Source organism: Nonomuraea sp. NPDC001831 (assembly GCF_042892035.1).
Classification (GTDB): domain Bacteria; phylum Actinomycetota; class Actinomycetes; order Streptosporangiales; family Streptosporangiaceae; genus Nonomuraea.
In genome coordinates, this window is the sequence record NZ_JBIATU010000020.1 from 148,492 (window position 1) to 164,894 (window position 16,403).

The following is a 16,403-nucleotide window of genomic DNA, read 5'->3' on the forward strand; positions in this document are numbered from 1 at the left end:
GGAGGGACCATCAGGTTGACGCGGATGGGAAGACGGGTGACCTACTCGGAGGTCTCCCAGGGCATCGGCATGTCGCCCATTTCCCGGTAGGAACGTTCCATGTACGGGTCGTCCATCATGTCCTCAGGCTGAGGCTCGTAGGACTCGTCCATGGAGCGGCCCATGTCCCGCTCGTTCTTGTCCGCGGCCTCGGAGACACATCCCGATGCGGCGGTCCTGCCGTCGTACGGCTTCTTGCCCGGCGGGCACTGGTGGTCGTAGCCGTGGTCGTACCTGTGGTCGTACCCGTGGTCGGGACCGTGGTGACGGCCGTGGCCGTGGTGGTGGTGCGGCTTCTTGCCGGGCCGGCAGTGGCGGTCCTTCTTGCCCGGCCGGCACGGGTGGTGCGGGTTCTTCGACTTCTGCACGACCCGGATCGTCGCCCTGGCCGGACCGGAGGTCAGGCCGCCCGCCCTGGCCACCGCGGTGTTGGTGACGGTGAAGCGGCAGCCCTTGCGGCAGTCCTTCTTGCCGCCGGGACGGCTCGGCACGACGAAGACGCCCGTGCACGTGGTGGTCTCGCCCGGCTCCAGGGTGGTGGTCCGGCAGACGATGTTCGTCACCCGGTTGTCCTCGATCCGGAGGTCCCGCAGCGTCTCGTCGGAGTTGTTCCTGACCTCGTAGCGGTAGGTGACCCGCTCGCCGGGCCGGTACGCGCGGGTGTCGTCCACGCTCTTGTCCAGCAGCAGCGTCCCGCGCTCGCCCATGACGTCGATGGTGGCCTCCGACGGCGGCGAGCTCACCTCCGTGTCGTCGATCAGGCCCACCGCCGTGGCGGTGTTGGTGACCGAGCCGTGCGCGGCGTCCTCCTCGGTGACCGTGTAGGTGCCCGTGCAGGACGTGGTCTCGCCGGGCTCCAGCGTGGTGGTCTCGCAGACGATGTCCGACACCCGGTTGTCGTCGATCCGCAGGTCGGTCACGATCTCGTCGAACGTGTTCCGCACGACGTAGGTATAGGTGACCCGGTCGCCGGGGCGGTACGTGCGGGAGTCGTCCACGCGCTTGTCGAGCTCCAGCATCCCGCGCTCGTCCGTGACGCCGATGGTGACCTCGGACGGCGGCGAGCTGACCTCCTCACCGTCGGCCCGGCCCATCGCGGTGGCGGTGTTGGTGACCGAGCCGCGCTCGGCGTCCTCCTCCGTGACCGTGTACGAGCCGCGGCAGATGACCCGCTCGCCCACGTTCAAGGTGGTCTGCGGGCAGACGACCTCATCGACGACGTCGTCGTCCACCATCAGGTCGGTGATGTTCATGTTGCCGGTGTTGGTGACCACGTACTCGTAGGGCACCTCCGTGCCCACCGGCACCGGGTCGGGCAGGTCGGCGTCCTCGGCGACGCGCTTCCTGAGCGACAGCTCGGGCCGCTCGGCCACCGGGCGGACGACCACGTTCCGGATCAGGTGCACATCGGTGAACAGACCGGTGGAAGCACCGAAACCGAACTTGTAGGTCTCCGGGACCGGCTGCGGCGCGGGCAGGGACAGCACCTCCTGCATCCCGTTGCCGTCGTTGAAGTCGATCGAGATGGTGACCTCGGGGTTCGGCGCCGGAGTGATCCGGACGTTGACCGTGCGCTTCGACTCCTCCAGCACGGCCTGCGCCGCCCGCGGGTCGCTGGGCACGGTGCGCGTGGGCCCCTGCAGGTTGCCCGGCAGCGTCGAGGGCCACGGCCCGGTCGTGGTGAAGTTGCTGGTGGTGGCGGTCACGAAGCAGTAGCCCGCGGTGCCGTTGCCGGGCCCGCGCACCGTCACCATGTTCGGCCCGGGAGCCGGGACGCGGAACCCGGTGCCGGCCGGTGAGCGCTCGGCGCAGGTGCGGCCCCGCTGCTCCCAGTCCCCGAAGTAGTTGCCGAGGACGTCCAGGCCGATGCCGAGGTAACCCTGGTTGACGCCGGGTTCGAACGGGTTCGCCGGGTCGTCGTCGGGCAGCTTCTGGGCGTAGCCGAGGCTGCCGCCGAACGCGCCGGGACGGTCCAGCGTGGCCGCGCCGTCGATCAGGAAGAAGGAGATGCCGTCGGCGGGCACCGCCGTGGTGTTGCCGTACTGCCACTGCTCGAACGTCACGTCCAGGCCCTCTTCGGCCGGGATCGGCTCGTTGTAGAGGGCGGCCGCCGTCTGGTCGAGGTCGGCGCTGGTGAGCTGGAGGTAGCCGTACGGGGCTGCTCCGGTCGGCGGGACGGGACCCGCCGCGTCGGCGGGGCAGCCCCCGAGCGGATGGTCGCCGGGCCCGGCGGGCGGAGCCGCCGGCGCGCCGGTCAGGCAGGCCGATCCCACGCCGATGAACTGCGGGATCGCGGTGGCCCCGGTGAAGTCCTCCTCGACCAGCGGAACCGGTTGCGCGGCTGCCGGACGGGCAGGTTGCAGCGCGACAGACACCGCGCTCAGCAGGAGCATGGTGGAAATGGCCGCACGTTTAGGGCCAGATGAGCTGTTTCCCGGCCCCGCAGGGCCAGATCGTATCTTCACGAATACCGAAGGTAACCATGCGCACTTGTGAACAGCTCGATCGACATAGCAAATGATCAACCAGGAATGACTACAGGGTTTCCGGGACGCGGTGGCAGCGCGTCCGGCCTGGTCCCGGCCTGGCCCGCTGGGTCGGCGACCCAGCTCAGAGACGCAGGTTCGACGTCCAGCGGGCGAGCTCGGCGTCGATCTCCGCCCTGGTCCGGGGGTGACCGGGGGCGTCGGGACGTCGTTGCCAGGGGTGCGGGCCGGCCGCCGGCCGGTACTCCACGCCCAGCGCGTCGAGACGTCTCTCGTGCACGGCGAGCCGCGCCAGGAAGTCCTCGAAGTCGCGCTCGCCGCTCCACATCGCCTCGGCGAAGGCGGCCAGCCGCGGGAAGGCCATGTAGTCGAGCAGCCTGGGGGAGTCGATGTGCTCGGTCCACAGGGCGGCCTGCGCGCCGAGGATCCTGCCGCGCTCCCCTTCGCCCAGGCCGCCGGGGACGGGGTTGAAGGCGTGGACCGCGCGCAGTGACGTCACGCTGCCGATCGGCACCGGCTCCTGGTCGCCGTCGGCCTGGCGGAAGTCCAGGTAGGTCTCGCTGAACGGCGAGACGACCACGTCGTGACCGGCCCGCACGGCCAGCACCGCGCACTTGTCGCCGCGCCAGGCCGCGACGGTGACGCCGGGCGGCAGGCCGCCTTCCAGCAGCTCGTCCCAGCCGAGCGGCTTGCGCCCGCGGGCCAGCAGGTAGTCGGTGAAGTGGCGCATGAGCCAGGTCTGCAGCTCGTCGGCGTCGTGCAGGCCGAGCTCCCGGATGCGCTCCTTGGCCGGGACGCTCTCGTTCCACTGGGTCTTCGGCACCTCGTCGCCGCCGACGCAGACGTACTGGCCGGGGAAGAGCTCCAGGACCTCGTCCAGGACGTCGGTGAAGAAGGCGATCGTGCCGTCGGCGACGTTGAGCACGTTCTCGCCGACCCCCCACTCGGTGCGGACCGGCAGGCGGTCGTCGAGGTTGCCGAGCTCGGGGTAGGCGGCGATGGCGGCCTGCGTGTGGCCGGGCAGGTCGATCTCCGGCACGACCGTGACGAACCGGTCGGCGGCGTAGGAGACGATCTCGCGGATGTCGTCCTGGCTGTAGAAGCCGCCGTGCGGGCGGCCGTCGAACCGCCGGTGCCGCGCGGCGCCCACCGGCGACTCGCGCCGCCAGGCGCCGACCTCCGTGAGCCTGGGGTACTTCCTGATCTCCAGCCGCCAGCCCTGGTCGTCGGTCAGGTGCAGGTGCAGGACGTTGAGCTTGTGCGCGGCCAGCAGGTCGATGTACCGCAGCAGGTCGTTCTTCGGCAGGAAGTGCCGGGCCACGTCGATGAGGCAGCCGCGCCAGCCGTGTTCCGGAGCGTCGGCGATCTCCGTCGCGGGGATGCTCCACGCCCTGTCGCCGGTGCGTCCGGCCCGGAAGGCGGCGGGGTCGAGCAGCTGGCGCAGCGTCTGCGCCCCGTAGAAGGCGCCGGCCGGGCCGCTCGCCTCGATCAGCACCGACTCGGTCGTGGCGGTGAGCCGGTACTCCTCGGGCCCGAGGCCCGCGACGAGCCGGATCTCCACCCCGCCGGGCCCCTCCGGGAGCGGCAGGCCGGTGGCCGGGGTGAGGGCTCCGCGAAGCCATTCGGCGGCCCTGGCCAGCGCCGGGTCGGCCGACAGCGGGGTCGTGGCGGTGAAGGCGAACCGGCCTTCGCCGGGCGTGCGGCGGGCGGGCGCCGGGATCGTCGCGTTCACAGGGCCTGCACGGTGCGGGTCTCGCGGGCGCGCTCGGCGGCCCAGACGACCAGGTGCCCGGCCAGGGCCTCGGCCGGGCCGGCGCCCAGCGGCGCCTGGTCACCGGCGGCGACGGCGTCGATGAACGCCTTGGTCAGGCCCCCGTCGCCGCCGCCGTGGCCGTCGGCGAGCGACGCGCCCGCCGTCGTCTCGGTGTCGATCCGCTCCTCGGCGCCGGTCACGAAGTCGACGACCCTGATCTCGCGCCCGTCGCCCTCGGCGTACCCGCGGGTGCCGAAGATCCGGCTCCTGCGGTGCTCCAGCGGCGTGAACGCCGTCATGGTGAACGACACGGTCGTGCCCTTCGCGAACTCCAGCGTGACGACCTGCTGGTCGACCACGTCGTTGTCGCAGTCGTAGACGCAGCGGCCGTACGGGCCGGTCTCCAGCGCGTGCGTGACGCCCGCCACGGTGGCGTCGGACGTGACGGCGCCGAGCGGCCAGAACTCCCGGCGCGCGTCGCCGAGGCAGCTCAGGTAGAGACGCTTGGCGGAGTAGGCGCAGTCCGGCTCGACGGCGCAGCTCACGCACCGCGTGCTCGCGCCCTCGGGCCGGTTCTCCGGCCGGAAGTGGGTCAGCGAGCCGAAGGACGACACCGCGACCGGCTGCTCGCCGAGGATGTGGAGCAACCAGTCGATGTCATGACAGGACTTGGTCAGCAGCATCGGCCCCGATTCGGCCGCGTTCCGCCAGGCGCCCCGTACGAAGGAGTGGGCCATGTGCCACCAGCCCACCGGCTCCAGGTGCTGCACGCTGGAGATCGTGCCCAGCCGGCCGCTGTCCAGGAGCTCCTTGAACGCCCTGGTGTAGGCCGTGTAGCGGAGCACGTGACAGACCGCGAACACCACGCCGTTGCGCTCGACCGCCTCGACGATGCGGCGGGCCTCCGGCTCCGTCGGCGCCATCGGCTTCTCCAGCAAAATGGCGTAACCGAGGTCGGCGAAGGCCACGGCCGGCTCGACGTGCAGCCGGTCCTGGGTCGCGATGACCACGGCGTCCGCGAGCTTCGGCACGGCGGCCAGTTCGTCCCATCCGGTGAAGCAGGCGCTGTCCGGCAGGCCGTGTTCGGCGGCCACCTTGGCCCGGCGGGCCGGGTCGGGGTCGGCCACTGCCACGATGCGTGCCCGGCCGTCCGCGGCGGCGGCCCTGGCGTAGATCTGGCCGCGGGATCCGGCCCCGACGATGGCGATGGTCACTGTCATTTCGCGAACTCCTTTATGAAGGTCTCCATAGATAGTCACGGAAATGACCTTGCCGTCAACCCTCTTCTCGCGCGGCACATGCAGCTGGAAGTGGGGATGGGCCAGAGGGATATAGTTCGGAGACCAGCGATAGTGAGGAGTGTGACCGTGCAGGTCAGTGGTGGCGACCTTCAGCGGCTACGCCAGCTGAACTCCCTGAGCAGCATCCGTGCCCTGCGTGAGGCGCGCGAGCCACTGACGCTCACCGAGCTGTCCGCCCGCACCGGATTGTCGCGGGCCTCCGTCGGGGACGTCGTCACGGATCTGGAGCAGCGCGGTTGGATCGCCGAGGTGCCGCCCGCGCCGGGCGGCATGGGCCGGCCCGCCAAGCGGTACCGGTTCCGCACCGACGCGGGTCACGTGCTCGGCATCGACGTGGGCGTGCACAAGGTGCTGGCGGTGATCACCGATCTGGCCGGCCGGATCGTGGCCAGCGGGCGGGTCGCCGTCGACCGGCACACCGCCCAGCGGGATCGGCTGGAGGCGGTGTGGCGGGCCGTGGACGCCGCGCTCGTCGCCGCCGGGCTGAGCGCGTCCGACCTGTGGGGCGTCACCGCGGGCAGCACCGGCGTCGTCAACCGCGAAGGGCTCGTCACCAGGGTCAACGACCTGCCCGACTGGCCCGGCGTCGATCTCGTCGGTCACCTCGGGCAGCGGCTGGCCTGCCCGATCACCATCGAGAACGACAGCAAGCTGGCCGCCCTCGCCGAGCAGCGGCTCGGGGTGGCCGCGGGCGTCCAGCACCTCGTCTACCTGCACGTCGGCCGCCGGACCGGCGCCGCGCTGATCATCGACGGGCGCCTGCACCACGGGTTCAGCGGGGCCACCGGCGAGGTCGGGCTCATGGAGATCACGGGCTGGAGCACCATGGCCGGCCGGTTGGAGAGCGGCCCGGCGGCCAAGGGAGCCGCGCCCGAGGAGGCCGCCCGCCAGGTCTTCGGCGCGGCCCGAACCGGCGACCCGGAGGCGCGGGCCGCGGTCGAGGCGTACGCCCGCCACCTCGCGCTCGGCACCGCCGCGATGGTGCTGACGCTCGACCCCGAACTGGTCGTGCTCGGCGGCGGCTTCTCCCGCTCGGCCGACGTCCTGCTGCCCGCGCTGCGCCGGGCGCTCGAACCTCACTGTGTACGCGTCCCCGACATCCGGCCCTCGACGCTCGGCGAGGAGTGCGTCGCCCTGGGCGGAGCCTGCCTGGCGCTGGACCACGTGGACGACCGGTTCTTCTCCCCGGAGGGTTCCATCTCCAGCCCCGCCGCTCCGCAGCGGACGCGGCCGAGCTGACGGCGACCGCCTCGGCGGTGGGCCTCTGACTGCCGGGCAGTTCGGAGGCCTTCGACACCGGCCAGTGATGCGTCACCTTTCCGCCAGATCGCTTTACGCAGTCGTGCGATTACTTTCTGTATGCGTTGTTCATGGTCGTCACCGCATCAGTGGAGGTAATCCATGCCCGCCAGCCCCGTCGCCCGTCTGATGGCCGTTTCCGCCGTCGCCCTGGTGGCCGCCGCCGTCGCCCCCGCCTCGACGGCCCACGCCGCCCAGGCCGGCCCGCCGGTGTGCCTGGACGCCACCAACAGCCGCGCCGACAACACTGTGGTGCGTCTGTGGACGTGCCTGAACCACCCCAACCAGAAGTGGGTGATCCAGGGCGGTCAGATCAAGGTCGAGGACACCGTCGGCACCGGCCGGGAGGTCTGCCTGGACGCCACCAACAGCCGTGCCGACAACACCAACGTGCGCCTGTGGACGTGCCTGAACCACCCCAACCAGAAGTGGGTGATCCGAGGCGGTCAGATCAAGGTCGAGGACACCGTCGGCACCGGTCGCGAGGTCTGCCTGGACGCCACCAACAGCCGCGCCAACAACACTGTGGTGCGGTTGTGGACGTGCCTGAACCACCCCAACCAGAAGTGGGTGATCCAGGGCGGCCAGATCAAGGTCGAGGACACCCTGACCTGATCCCCGGGCCGCGCTCGGGTCATGGGCGGGTCGTGGAGGATCCCGCCAGCCCCTCGCGGAACGCGATGGCCGCCGCCTCGGTACGGGTGGCCGCGCCCAGTTTCGCCAGGATGTGGGAGACGTGCACGCCCGCCGTGCTGGGCGAGATGTGCAGCCGGGCGGCGATCTGCCGGTTGCTCAACCCGTCGGCGATCAGGACGAGCACGTCGCGCTCGCGCTCGGTGAGCCCGTCCTGCGCCGGTCGGGGCCGTCCGAGCAGGGCGATCTCCCTGGCGAGCGGCGCGGCGCCCAGCTCGTCGGCCAGCCGCGCGGCCTCCCCGAGGCGGCCCGTTACGCCGGGCCGGTCGCCCGCCGCCAGCGCGGCCCGCGCGCCGTGGAACAGGCTCAGCGCCAGCTCGTACGGCTGCCCGAGGTCCCGCCAGGCAGCCGCCACCTCGTCCCAGCCGGCGTCCTCGACCAGCGCGCGCAGCATGATCTGCCAGGCCCGGTCGAACGGCCCGTCCACGCCGAGCGTCGCATCGACCGCGGCGAGCTCGGCCTGCCGCGCCGCGACCCGCTCGCGGGGAGCGCCGCGGGCCAGCCGCACCCGCTGCACCAGGGCGCCGGCGACCAGGACCGACCGGGCGTCGCTGCTGTAGATCCGGGTGAGCGCCGGATCGGCCAGCGCCCGCTCCAGCAGCAGGTCGGCCCGCTCCGGGTCGCCCTGCGCGACGGCGAGCAGGCAGAGCAACTGGTGGCGGGAGAACAGATCGCCGCTCGCGGCGTGCCCGGCCGCCGCGGCGTCAGCGGCGTCGGCGGCGGCGGCCAGATCCCCACGCAGCAGCGCCAGGTAGCCGGCGAGGACGCGCAGGGCCAGGCGCGACAGCGGTGGCGGATCCTGCTGGAGGCTCTCCTCCAGCAGGGCGGCGGCCTCGTCCCATCGCCCGGCCAGGATCAGGCCGCGGGCGGCGTGGCGGGCCAGCTCGGCGCCGCGGCTGCGGCCCAGCCCGTACCGGCGGGCGTGACGGATGCCGCCGCGGGCCGCCTCCACGGCGCGCCGCTGGTCGCCGGCCTTGGTGTGCAGCGTGGCCTCGTACATCGGGACGGTCATGAGCAGGTCGTGGCTGTCCAGCCGCTCGGCCAGCGTGCGGGCCTCGGCCAGCATCGCGAGGTCGGCCGTCATGGACCCGACGCCCAGCAGCCCGCGGATCGTGACCGTGGCGTCGCCGGTGCGCCGGCCGACGGCCAGCGCCTCCACGAACAGGTCGCGGGCCCGGTCCACCTCCGGCAGCAGGCCCATGGCCAGCACCCCGAGCAGCCGCCCCCGCTGGACGCTGCCGGGAGCGGCGGCCAGCAGGCCGAGGGCGTGTTCCCAGTCGGAGACGCCCGTGCCGTCCAGCCGGTGCCGCAACCTGCCCCGGTGCTCCAGCAGCTGGGCGGCCCGCTCGGGCTCGCGCCGCTCGTCCACCTCGGCCAGGCCCGCCGTGGCGTGGTCGACGCCGCAGGCGTAGTCGCCGCTGAGCATGGCGGCCTCGGCCGCTTCGGTCAGGACGTCGACCCTGTCGACCCCCAGCCCCGCCCGCGGATCCCACAGTTCGAGGACCTGGTCGAGCATGCGGACCTGCTCCTCGTAGGCGTAGGACCGCCGGGCCTGCGCCGCGGCCAGGTAGGCGGCGGTCAGGGCCGGCCCGCGCTGCCCGGCGGCGTAGGCGTGCGCGGCCAGCTGCGCATGGGCGTCGCCGTCGCGCAGGGCCTCGGCGTAGCGCGCGTGCAGGCGGGCCCGCTCGCCGGGCAGCAGGTCCTCGTAGACGGCGTGCCGGATCAGCGCGTGGCGGAAGTCGTAGCCGTCCCCCGCCGTGACGAGCAGGCTGCGGTCGACGAGCTCGCGCAGGAGGGCGTCCAGGTCGGCCCCGTCCTGCCCGGCCACCTTCGCCAGCAGCCGGTGGGCGACCCGTCCGCCCGCCACCGAGGCCAGGCGCAGCAGCTCGCGAGCCGGGCCGGGCAGCGAGCGCGGGCCGTGCAGCAGCAGGTCGCGCAGGCTGTCCGGGGTGCGCTCACCCGCGCGGGCGAGCGCCTCGACGAACAGCGGATTGCCGTCGCTGCGTTCGTGCACGCGCAGCACGGCGGCCGCGTCCGGCTCGGCGTCGAGGATCGCGGCCAGCTGGCGGCCCACGCCCTGCCGATCCAGGCGGTCCAGGCGCAACATGGTGGCGCGCGGGCGGCGGGCGAGCTCGGACAGCAGCAGCCCGTCGCCGGTCTCGTGCGGCCGGTACGTGATCAGCAGCAGCACGCCGGGCTGCGTCAGGTTCCTGGCCAGGAAACCGAGCAGCTCGCGGGTGGCGGCGTCGGCCCAGTGCAGGTCCTCGATGGCGACGACCACCGGCTGGTCCGCGGCCACCCGCTCGACCAGCGTCAGGACCTCCTCGTACAGCCGGTGTTTGCCGCCCTCCGCCTCGTCCGTGCCGCCCAGCTCGGGGAACCAGCGGGCCAGCTGGCGGTACGGCCCGGGCAGCACCCCTTCGACGCGGATCAGCCGGCGCAGCACCGTCACGAACGGCGCGTACGGCAGGCCGTCGCTGCCCAGCTCGGCACAGGCGCCCTCGACCACCCGAACCCGGGGCCCCAGCGACCGCGCGAACTCCGCCAGCAACCGCGACTTGCCGATCCCGGCCTCCCCGGCCACCAGCGCCACCGCCGGCCCCTCCGCGACAGCCTGGTCCAGGGCCGCGGCCAGGGCCGCCAGCTCCTCACCCCGGCCGACGAACACCGGACTGACCACGCGCTCCGCCACCACGGCGTCAGCATATAAATACCCGGATCACCCGATGTGCGGCACATGTTTACCCGGCCAGGCTGGACGCATGGCAACCACCTACCCGCTGCGGACCATCGGCGCCCACGAGCTCGACGCCTGGGCCCGCATGGTCACCACGACCTACGGCCAGGACTGGTACGAGGGCGCCCTGCGCAACGCGGCCTCCTCCATCGAGCCCGAACGCACGCTCGCCGCCTACGACGGCCCGGAGATCGTCGGCGGCGCCTCCGTCTACGGCCGCGTCATGACGGTCCCCGGCGCGGCCGTCCCCGTCGCCGGCATCACGCTCGTCGCGGTCCTGCCCACGCACCGGCGTCGCGGCATCCTCACCGCGATGATGCGCAGGCAGCTCACCGACCTGCACGAGTCGGGCGGCGAGCCGATCACCGCGCTCAACGCCGCCGAGGCCACCATCTACGGCCGCTTCGGGTACGGCGTCGCCAGCCACGTGGCCGAGATCCAGGCGGACAAGAGACTCCTGGCCCTTCGGCCCGGCACCGACCTCGGCGACGGCACGATCCGCCTGCTCGCCCGTCGGGACGCCCGGCCGCTGCTGGAGAAGGTCTACGACACCGCCCGCCGCGGCGCGGTCGGCTGGGTGGACCGTACGGAGAAGTTCTGGCAGGCCCGCCTGGCGGACGGCGAACGCGTCCGCGGCGGCGGGACGGAGCTGCGCTTCGTCGTGCACACCGAGCCAGGCGGCGAGGCCACCGGGTACGTCCTCTACCGCTCCAAGCCCGGGCTGGTGCAGGTCATCGAGGTCGCGGCCACCACCAGGCAGTCCTACGCCGCTCTGTGGCGCTTCCTCATCGACCTCGACGCGCACGCCGGCCTCACCTACGACGGCGCCGTCGACGAACCGCTGACGCACCTGCTGACCGACCCGCGCGCGGCCCGCGCCACCACGATCGACAACCTCTGGGTCCGCCTGGTGGACGTGGACCGGGCGCTGGCGGCACGCCGCTACTCGACCCCCCTGGACCTGGTGCTGGAGGTCCAGGACACGTTCTGCCCCTGGAACGCCGGGCGCCACCGCCTGCTGGCCGACGGCGACTCCGTCACCTGCGAACGCACCCGGGCCCAGCCTGACCTGCGGCTCACCTCCGCCGAGCTGGGGGCGGCCTATCTGGGCGGCACCACGCTGGCGTCGCTGGCCGCGGCGGGCCGGGTCGAGGAACTGCGGCCGGGCGCGGTCACCGCCGCCTCGCTCGCCTTCCGCGGCGAGCGCGCGCCCTTCCACCCGTCGGGCTGGGCGTTCCCGGCCTTCTGACGGCCCGCGCCCTTCTGCCGGTCGGGCTCGGCGTTCCTCCTGTTCCACGGTCCGCGCCCCTTCACCCCTCGAGCTGGGCGATCCCCTCGGGCTGGGCGATCGCCTCGGGCTGGGCGATCCTCGCCTTCTTCGCGGCCCGCGCCATTCCTTCCCCGCACGGGCCGCGCGGCCGGGATGTCGTCAGGAAGTGTCGGTGGTGGGTGTCATGTCGGACATGTGCGGCTCCGGCGTCATGTCGGACGTGTGTGGTTCTGAGGTCATGTCGGACGTGGGTGGCTCTGGTGTCTCGGACGGGGGCGGCTCTGGTGTCTCGGACATGTGTGGCCCTGGCGTCATGTCGGGCATGTGTGGGATGCAGGGCATGCTCGGCTCCCCGAACCACTGGACCAGGTACCGCCGCATCGTGGCGACCTCGGCCCGCTGGTCGTCGCGCACCTTGCGAGCGAAGGCGGCGACCTCGGGATGCACCGCCTCGCCGTGCACGAGGAGCTGCTCCGACGTCATGATCGCCATCATGTGGTGCGGGATCATGTGCTGCAGGAACGCCTTGTCGAGCTGATTCCCCGAAAGCCCCGACAGGTCGGGCATCGTGGTCGCGCCCGGACTCGGCGCCGGGCTCTGCGGGTACCACTGCCGCAGCCAGCCCTTCATCGTGCCGACCTCGGCGGTCTGCGTCGTGACGATCGACTGCCCGAGTCGCCGCATCTCCGGCCTGCTGGACCGCTGCAGCTGACGGGCCGCGACGATGGCGTCCTCGTGGTGCGGGACCATCTGCGACAGGTAGTCGTACTCGCTGGTCACGGCGTGCATCTGCCCCATGCCGGGGCACGTGGGCTGCGGGCCCGCCGGGCTCGGGCTCGGGCTCGGGGACGGCATCGGCGAAGATGCCATGGCAGCCGTGGCGGCCCCCGACGCGGTGGTGACGGCGGCCAGGAATGCCCCGGCGGCCATCGCTGTCATTGCGGAGCGTCGCTTCATGCGTACCCCCAACGCCGATTCGACACCTACTCCAACGGTAACCCGCCCCTGAAATGTCACCGCGTACGCCCGTACGTGGAGGATTTTCGAACATTAGGATGATCCACCTATGCGCGGAAAAATCATGATAGTCGCGTTCTTATTGCTGACGGGCTGTTCGACGAACGAGCCGAAGGACTGGGTGCTCAAGGATCCGAGCCACTGGCCGCTGGCGTCATTGCCGGCCGCGGCCGCCAAATCAGGCGTGCCGGAGGGGGCGGACAAGGTGCTGGCGCGGATCCAGGTCGCGGAGTACGACATGGTCCCCTGGATCAACGACAAGGGCGTGTGCGGGCTCGCCGACCAGGGCTCCTCCGACGTGCTCTTCAACATGAGCCAGGATCTGACGAAGTCCGAGGGCAACGTCGTCACCGCGGAAGAGGGCTTCGCCGGGCCGAAGGAACCCATGGTCGGCACCAGTTCGGAGAGCACCGTGACCCTGTGGTGCACCCCCACCCGGATGTTCGTCACCGTCCAGGCAAAAAACCTCGGAAAGGTGCAGCTTTACGGAAACGCGGCGGCAAAGAAGACCAAGGAAAAACTGACGGTCGTGGTGGGCACGCCGGAGGCGGTCAAGCAGTCACTCCCCGGTGCGACCCTGATCGGCCGCTAGCCCCGCATTTCTTCAGGTCGCCACGGGACCGATCCCTTTCTGTCCGCTCGCCTGAACCGATGCTCAACCGATCCTCAACACCGCCGCCGTCACCCTCGACCAGAGATCCGAGCCACCTGAAGGGAGTCGCGCACATGACGCACATCCTCGGAAGAGCCGCGGCCACGCTCGCCGGGGCCGGCCTGGCCCTCGCCCTGCTGACCTCCACCGCGCACGCCACCACCCCGGCCACCCCAGTCACCACGGCCGCTCCGGCGCACAGCGTCAGGTCGAGCTGCGCGATGAGCGATGGCGAGAAGGCGCGATTCGAGATCAAGTACCGGACGACCGGCGGCTACCACCGCGTTTCCGACATCATCTACCGCTGGAGCACCGCGGCACCGATCCGCCTGAAGACCGCACACCTCAACCTGATGGTCGAACGCCGCGGCAAGGACGGAAAGATCCACGAGGAGACACTTCACGAGAAGAAGGCATTCGACGACGTCTCCTACGACATCGTCGTCGACCTCAAGGTCTCGGCCAAAAAGAAGCTTTACCTGGCCGTGGACGCCACGTTCGTGAAGAAGGGCGAAAAGCTGCGCTGCACGGGACGCACATCCGGCGTCTGACGCCTCCTGAACGCCACTCCCGCAGCCGGACCTGCTCACAGGGGCGCCGCCTTCCAGGCGGTGCGGCAGCCGGCGGGTGGACGACGGTCACGGCCGCCCCCGCCTGCGGCGGTCCTTTCGGGAGGCCGGCCCGAGATCGGGGGTCTTGTAGGTGACCAGGGGGATCGTGGTGGCCACGGGCGTGGCCAGGCCGTGGTCGACGAGGTCGTTGATCACCTGCTCGATGCGTTTGTAGGCCGTGGGCGCCTCCTCGAAGAGGAGCTGGCGGTCGCCGCACACCACCACCGACCCCACCGGCGTGCGGCGCAGCTCCTCGACGGTGTGCTTGGCCCGGCCGCGGCGCAGGGCGTCCGCGCGCGACATCTTGCGGCCCGCGCCGTGCGCCACGGAGTGGCCGGCGTCCGGACCGGCGTGCGCCGCCACGAGGTAGGACGGGGTGCCGCGGGTGCCGGCGATGAGCACGTCGCGGCCGTCGCCCGGCGCCGCACCCTTGCGGTGCAGGTAGCCGCCGTCGCGGAGTTCGACCGAGTTGTGGCACTGGTCGAGGATCGGCTCGGCAGGCTCGAACCCCAGCGCGTGGGCGACCCGGGCGGCCAGCAGCCGCCGGTTGAGCGACCCCCACCGTACGGCCTCGTCGTGCCTGGCCAGGTAGGCGCCGGGATCGGGGGCCGGGCCCGCGCCGTGGACCTCGGTGTGCTCGCGCAGGATCCGCTCGCCCAGCCCCCGTGACCCGCTGTGGACGACGAGAACCAGGTCACCGGCGTCGAGGCCGAGTCGAGCGGCGTGGCGCGGTTCGAAGACCGTCCCGATCCGGGCCAGCTCGACGAAGTGATTGCCGCGGCCGACCGTCCCGAGGCCCTCGACGTGACCGGCGGGGATGTCGTCCTTCATGACGGCCCAGGCGGGATCGTCGGCATCACGTACGGGATCCAGCGCACGATCGAGGTCGGGGAAGCGGGCGGCGAGCTTCTCGGGCACGGCGCGCTTGAGCCTGACCGGGAACACGGCGATGCCGCAACCGATGTCGGAGCCCACCAGGAACGGGTACAGGACGGCCGACGCCATGGCGGCCCCGACGGGCGCGCCCTTGCCGGGGTGCAGGTCAGGCATGGCGGCGACGTGCGTCATGCCGTCGAGGGCGGCCACCTGACGGCACTGCGCGACGGCGTCGGACTCGATCCAGCTGGTGGGGGAGGCGAACACGGTGACGGTGGCCCCGGTGACCGGAGCGGACGGGGCCGGGTGCTGCTGAGACAAAGACGTTCTCTTCCCTGGAGAAGGGCTGTTCCCTGCAGAAGGGCTGTTCCCTGGAGAGGGCATGGACAGGCGGCATCACGACGCGAACCGGCGTCGCGGCATCTCGAAGGGCGGGGTGTCGTTCGTCAGAGCCTCATGGGGACCACGTTCTCGAACCCCCGCCGCCCCAGGCAACCGATTTTCGGCCCGGCGCCGGCGACGGCGACGCGGTCCTCACCCAGACCAGGCTTCGGGTTCGGCGACCCATCCGCCGACCATGACGAGCCGGCTCCGGCGGTCAACCGCGAAAAACCCGAAAGGACGGCCGAAGTCGAGATCGACGTGCCTGACGCGGTATCGGGACGGCGGAGCCATTCCGCCCCCGACGGCGCCGAAGGCGGTGATCGCGGCGGCTTCGAACCCGGCCGAGTGGAAGGCGGCGACGGCGTTCTGCCGGGCCTGGGTGACGGCGAGCGGCTGGGTGCTGATGGCGGGGAAGTGGCCGCGGGCCGGGTCGGTCACCGTTGCCAGGCCGAAGACCTCAGGCAACTCCAGCAGGTCGTGCGTGGCGGCGAGGGTGAAACGCGGGACTCTGACGTTCAGCACGTCCTCAGGGACGTGGTCGCGTACGTGGCGGACAGTCATCCCGGGGCCCGGACAGCCCGCAGCCAGAACACCGGCCGGTGTGACGCGGTGACGCCCGGCCAGCACATCGACCCCGGCGCCGAGAACCTGCCCGGGTCCCATCGAGTCGTCACCCAGCACCAGATGTACGTCGATCCCACCGGTACCCATGACCCGAAGCAAGGTCAGCCGGCCGGCCGGGGTGTCGGCGACCCCGGCCCGGTCGAGTACGCGGGTGCTGCGGCGTAGGACATGGATCTCACGCCCGGCCCACGGGCCGGCCTCGAACAGGCCGACGCCGTCGGTGAACGGCCGCAGCCACGCGGTGCGCACGGTCAGCGCCATGGCCAGGACGAGCAGCACGCGGTCGCTCAGCTGGAGCGGCATGGTCTCGATCAGCCCACCGGTCTGCTCCTTGGCCCAGGCGTCGAGCCGGCGGCGATCCGCTGCCGGGTCTGCAGTCAGTTCGCCGTACATGCCTGGGGGAAGCGTGCTGAGCCAGTCCGGACGCAGTGGCAGGTCCGGCCGGGACCACAATCCCAGCGCCGACCGTATCGCCGTGGACTCGTCCATGATCGACAGCACGACTCGGGCCGCCTGGGACGCCGTGGCGGCGTCCATGCCCACGGCCTCCTGCAGTTCCGCGCGCCCCCGTCCTTCGGCGGCTGACGCGAGATGAGCCAGCAACGGCCAGGCGCCCGCGCCGGCATCACGACAGATCCCCCCGAACAGGTCTGCACCCACC

12 protein-coding genes are annotated in these 16,403 nt (G+C 72.0%); 5 read left to right on the top strand and 7 right to left on the bottom strand.

Annotated features, from left to right (window positions below; all coding sequences use genetic code 11):
* Positions 1-41: 41 nt before the first annotated feature.
* The 3 genes from ACFYYW_RS42500 to ACFYYW_RS42510 all read right to left on the bottom strand — a co-directional run bounded on the left by ACFYYW_RS42500 (position 42) and on the right by ACFYYW_RS42510 (position 5,498).
* Positions 42-2,432 (bottom strand): hypothetical protein, encoded by a 2,391-nt coding sequence (locus ACFYYW_RS42500; protein ID WP_387658490.1) that lies wholly within the window; start codon positions 2,430-2,432, stop codon positions 42-44.
* 217 nt (positions 2,433-2,649) lie between these two features.
* Complete coding sequence (locus ACFYYW_RS42505; protein ID WP_387658493.1) at positions 2,650-4,257, bottom strand: beta-N-acetylhexosaminidase; 1,608 nt, start codon at positions 4,255-4,257, stop codon at positions 2,650-2,652.
* Positions 4,254-5,498, bottom strand: coding sequence for a Gfo/Idh/MocA family protein (locus tag ACFYYW_RS42510; protein ID WP_387658496.1), 1,245 nt, complete (start codon positions 5,496-5,498; stop codon positions 4,254-4,256). The genes ACFYYW_RS42505 and ACFYYW_RS42510 overlap by 4 nt, the downstream gene beginning before the upstream one ends.
* Positions 5,499-5,639: 141 nt before the next feature.
* On the opposite strand from ACFYYW_RS42510, the gene ACFYYW_RS42515 reads away from it, so the two are divergent.
* Together ACFYYW_RS42515 and ACFYYW_RS42520 are read left to right on the top strand one after the other, a co-directional pair.
* Positions 5,640-6,818, top strand: a complete 1,179-nt coding sequence (locus tag ACFYYW_RS42515) for an ROK family protein (protein WP_387658499.1) — start codon at positions 5,640-5,642, stop codon at positions 6,816-6,818.
* 162 nt (positions 6,819-6,980) lie between these two features.
* On the top strand, positions 6,981-7,493 hold the full coding sequence (locus ACFYYW_RS42520) for an RICIN domain-containing protein (protein ID WP_352327529.1): 513 nt from the start codon (positions 6,981-6,983) through the stop codon (positions 7,491-7,493).
* Between the two features lie 19 nt (positions 7,494-7,512).
* Here the strand turns inward: ACFYYW_RS42520 and ACFYYW_RS42525 are convergent, their stop codons facing one another.
* Positions 7,513-10,266 carry an ATP-binding protein gene (locus ACFYYW_RS42525; protein WP_387658502.1) on the bottom strand — a complete coding sequence of 918 codons (2,754 nt, stop codon included), beginning with the start codon at positions 10,264-10,266 and terminating at the stop codon, positions 7,513-7,515.
* Positions 10,267-10,333: 67 nt separating this feature from the next.
* On the opposite strand from ACFYYW_RS42525, the gene ACFYYW_RS42530 reads away from it, so the two are divergent.
* Positions 10,334-11,557, top strand: a complete 1,224-nt coding sequence (locus ACFYYW_RS42530) for a GNAT family N-acetyltransferase (protein WP_387658505.1) — start codon at positions 10,334-10,336, stop codon at positions 11,555-11,557.
* A gap of 180 nt (positions 11,558-11,737) precedes the next feature.
* Here the strand turns inward: ACFYYW_RS42530 and ACFYYW_RS42535 are convergent, their stop codons facing one another.
* Positions 11,738-12,508, bottom strand: coding sequence for a DUF305 domain-containing protein (locus ACFYYW_RS42535; RefSeq protein ID WP_387658508.1), 771 nt, complete (start codon positions 12,506-12,508; stop codon positions 11,738-11,740).
* 136 nt (positions 12,509-12,644) lie between these two features.
* Between ACFYYW_RS42535 and ACFYYW_RS42540 the strand changes: the two genes are divergently transcribed.
* On the top strand, positions 12,645-13,187 hold the full coding sequence (locus tag ACFYYW_RS42540) for a hypothetical protein (RefSeq protein ID WP_387658511.1): 543 nt from the start codon (positions 12,645-12,647) through the stop codon (positions 13,185-13,187).
* Positions 13,188-13,321: 134 nt separating this feature from the next.
* Positions 13,322-13,798, top strand: coding sequence for a hypothetical protein (locus ACFYYW_RS42545; protein ID WP_387658514.1), 477 nt, complete (start codon positions 13,322-13,324; stop codon positions 13,796-13,798).
* Positions 13,799-13,885: 87 nt separating this feature from the next.
* On the opposite strand, the gene ACFYYW_RS42550 is transcribed toward ACFYYW_RS42545, so the two are convergent.
* Both ACFYYW_RS42550 and ACFYYW_RS42555 read right to left on the bottom strand, forming a co-directional pair.
* Positions 13,886-15,055, bottom strand: coding sequence for an RNA ligase RtcB family protein (locus ACFYYW_RS42550; RefSeq protein ID WP_387658517.1), 1,170 nt, complete (start codon positions 15,053-15,055; stop codon positions 13,886-13,888).
* Positions 15,056-15,268: 213 nt separating this feature from the next.
* Positions 15,269-16,402, bottom strand: coding sequence for a serpin family protein (locus ACFYYW_RS42555; RefSeq protein WP_387658520.1), 1,134 nt, complete (start codon positions 16,400-16,402; stop codon positions 15,269-15,271).
* Position 16,403: the final 1 nt, after the last annotated feature.

Bases quoted from the DNA above. Each gene is read 5' to 3' on its own strand.
- ACFYYW_RS42500 (WP_387658490.1), bottom strand. From the start codon at position 2,432: ATGCTCCTGCTGAGCGCGGTGTCTGTCGCGCTGCAACCTGCCCGTCCG.
- ACFYYW_RS42510 (WP_387658496.1), bottom strand. From the start codon at position 5,498: ATGACAGTGACCATCGCCATCGTCGGGGCCGGATCCCGCGGCCAGATC.
- ACFYYW_RS42520 (WP_352327529.1), top strand. From the start codon at position 6,981: ATGCCCGCCAGCCCCGTCGCCCGTCTGATGGCCGTTTCCGCCGTCGCC.
- ACFYYW_RS42530 (WP_387658505.1), top strand. From the start codon at position 10,334: ATGGCAACCACCTACCCGCTGCGGACCATCGGCGCCCACGAGCTCGAC.
- ACFYYW_RS42535 (WP_387658508.1), bottom strand. From the start codon at position 12,508: ATGGCCGCCGGGGCATTCCTGGCCGCCGTCACCACCGCGTCGGGGGCC.
- ACFYYW_RS42540 (WP_387658511.1), top strand. From the start codon at position 12,645: ATGCGCGGAAAAATCATGATAGTCGCGTTCTTATTGCTGACGGGCTGT.
- ACFYYW_RS42545 (WP_387658514.1), top strand. From the start codon at position 13,322: ATGACGCACATCCTCGGAAGAGCCGCGGCCACGCTCGCCGGGGCCGGC.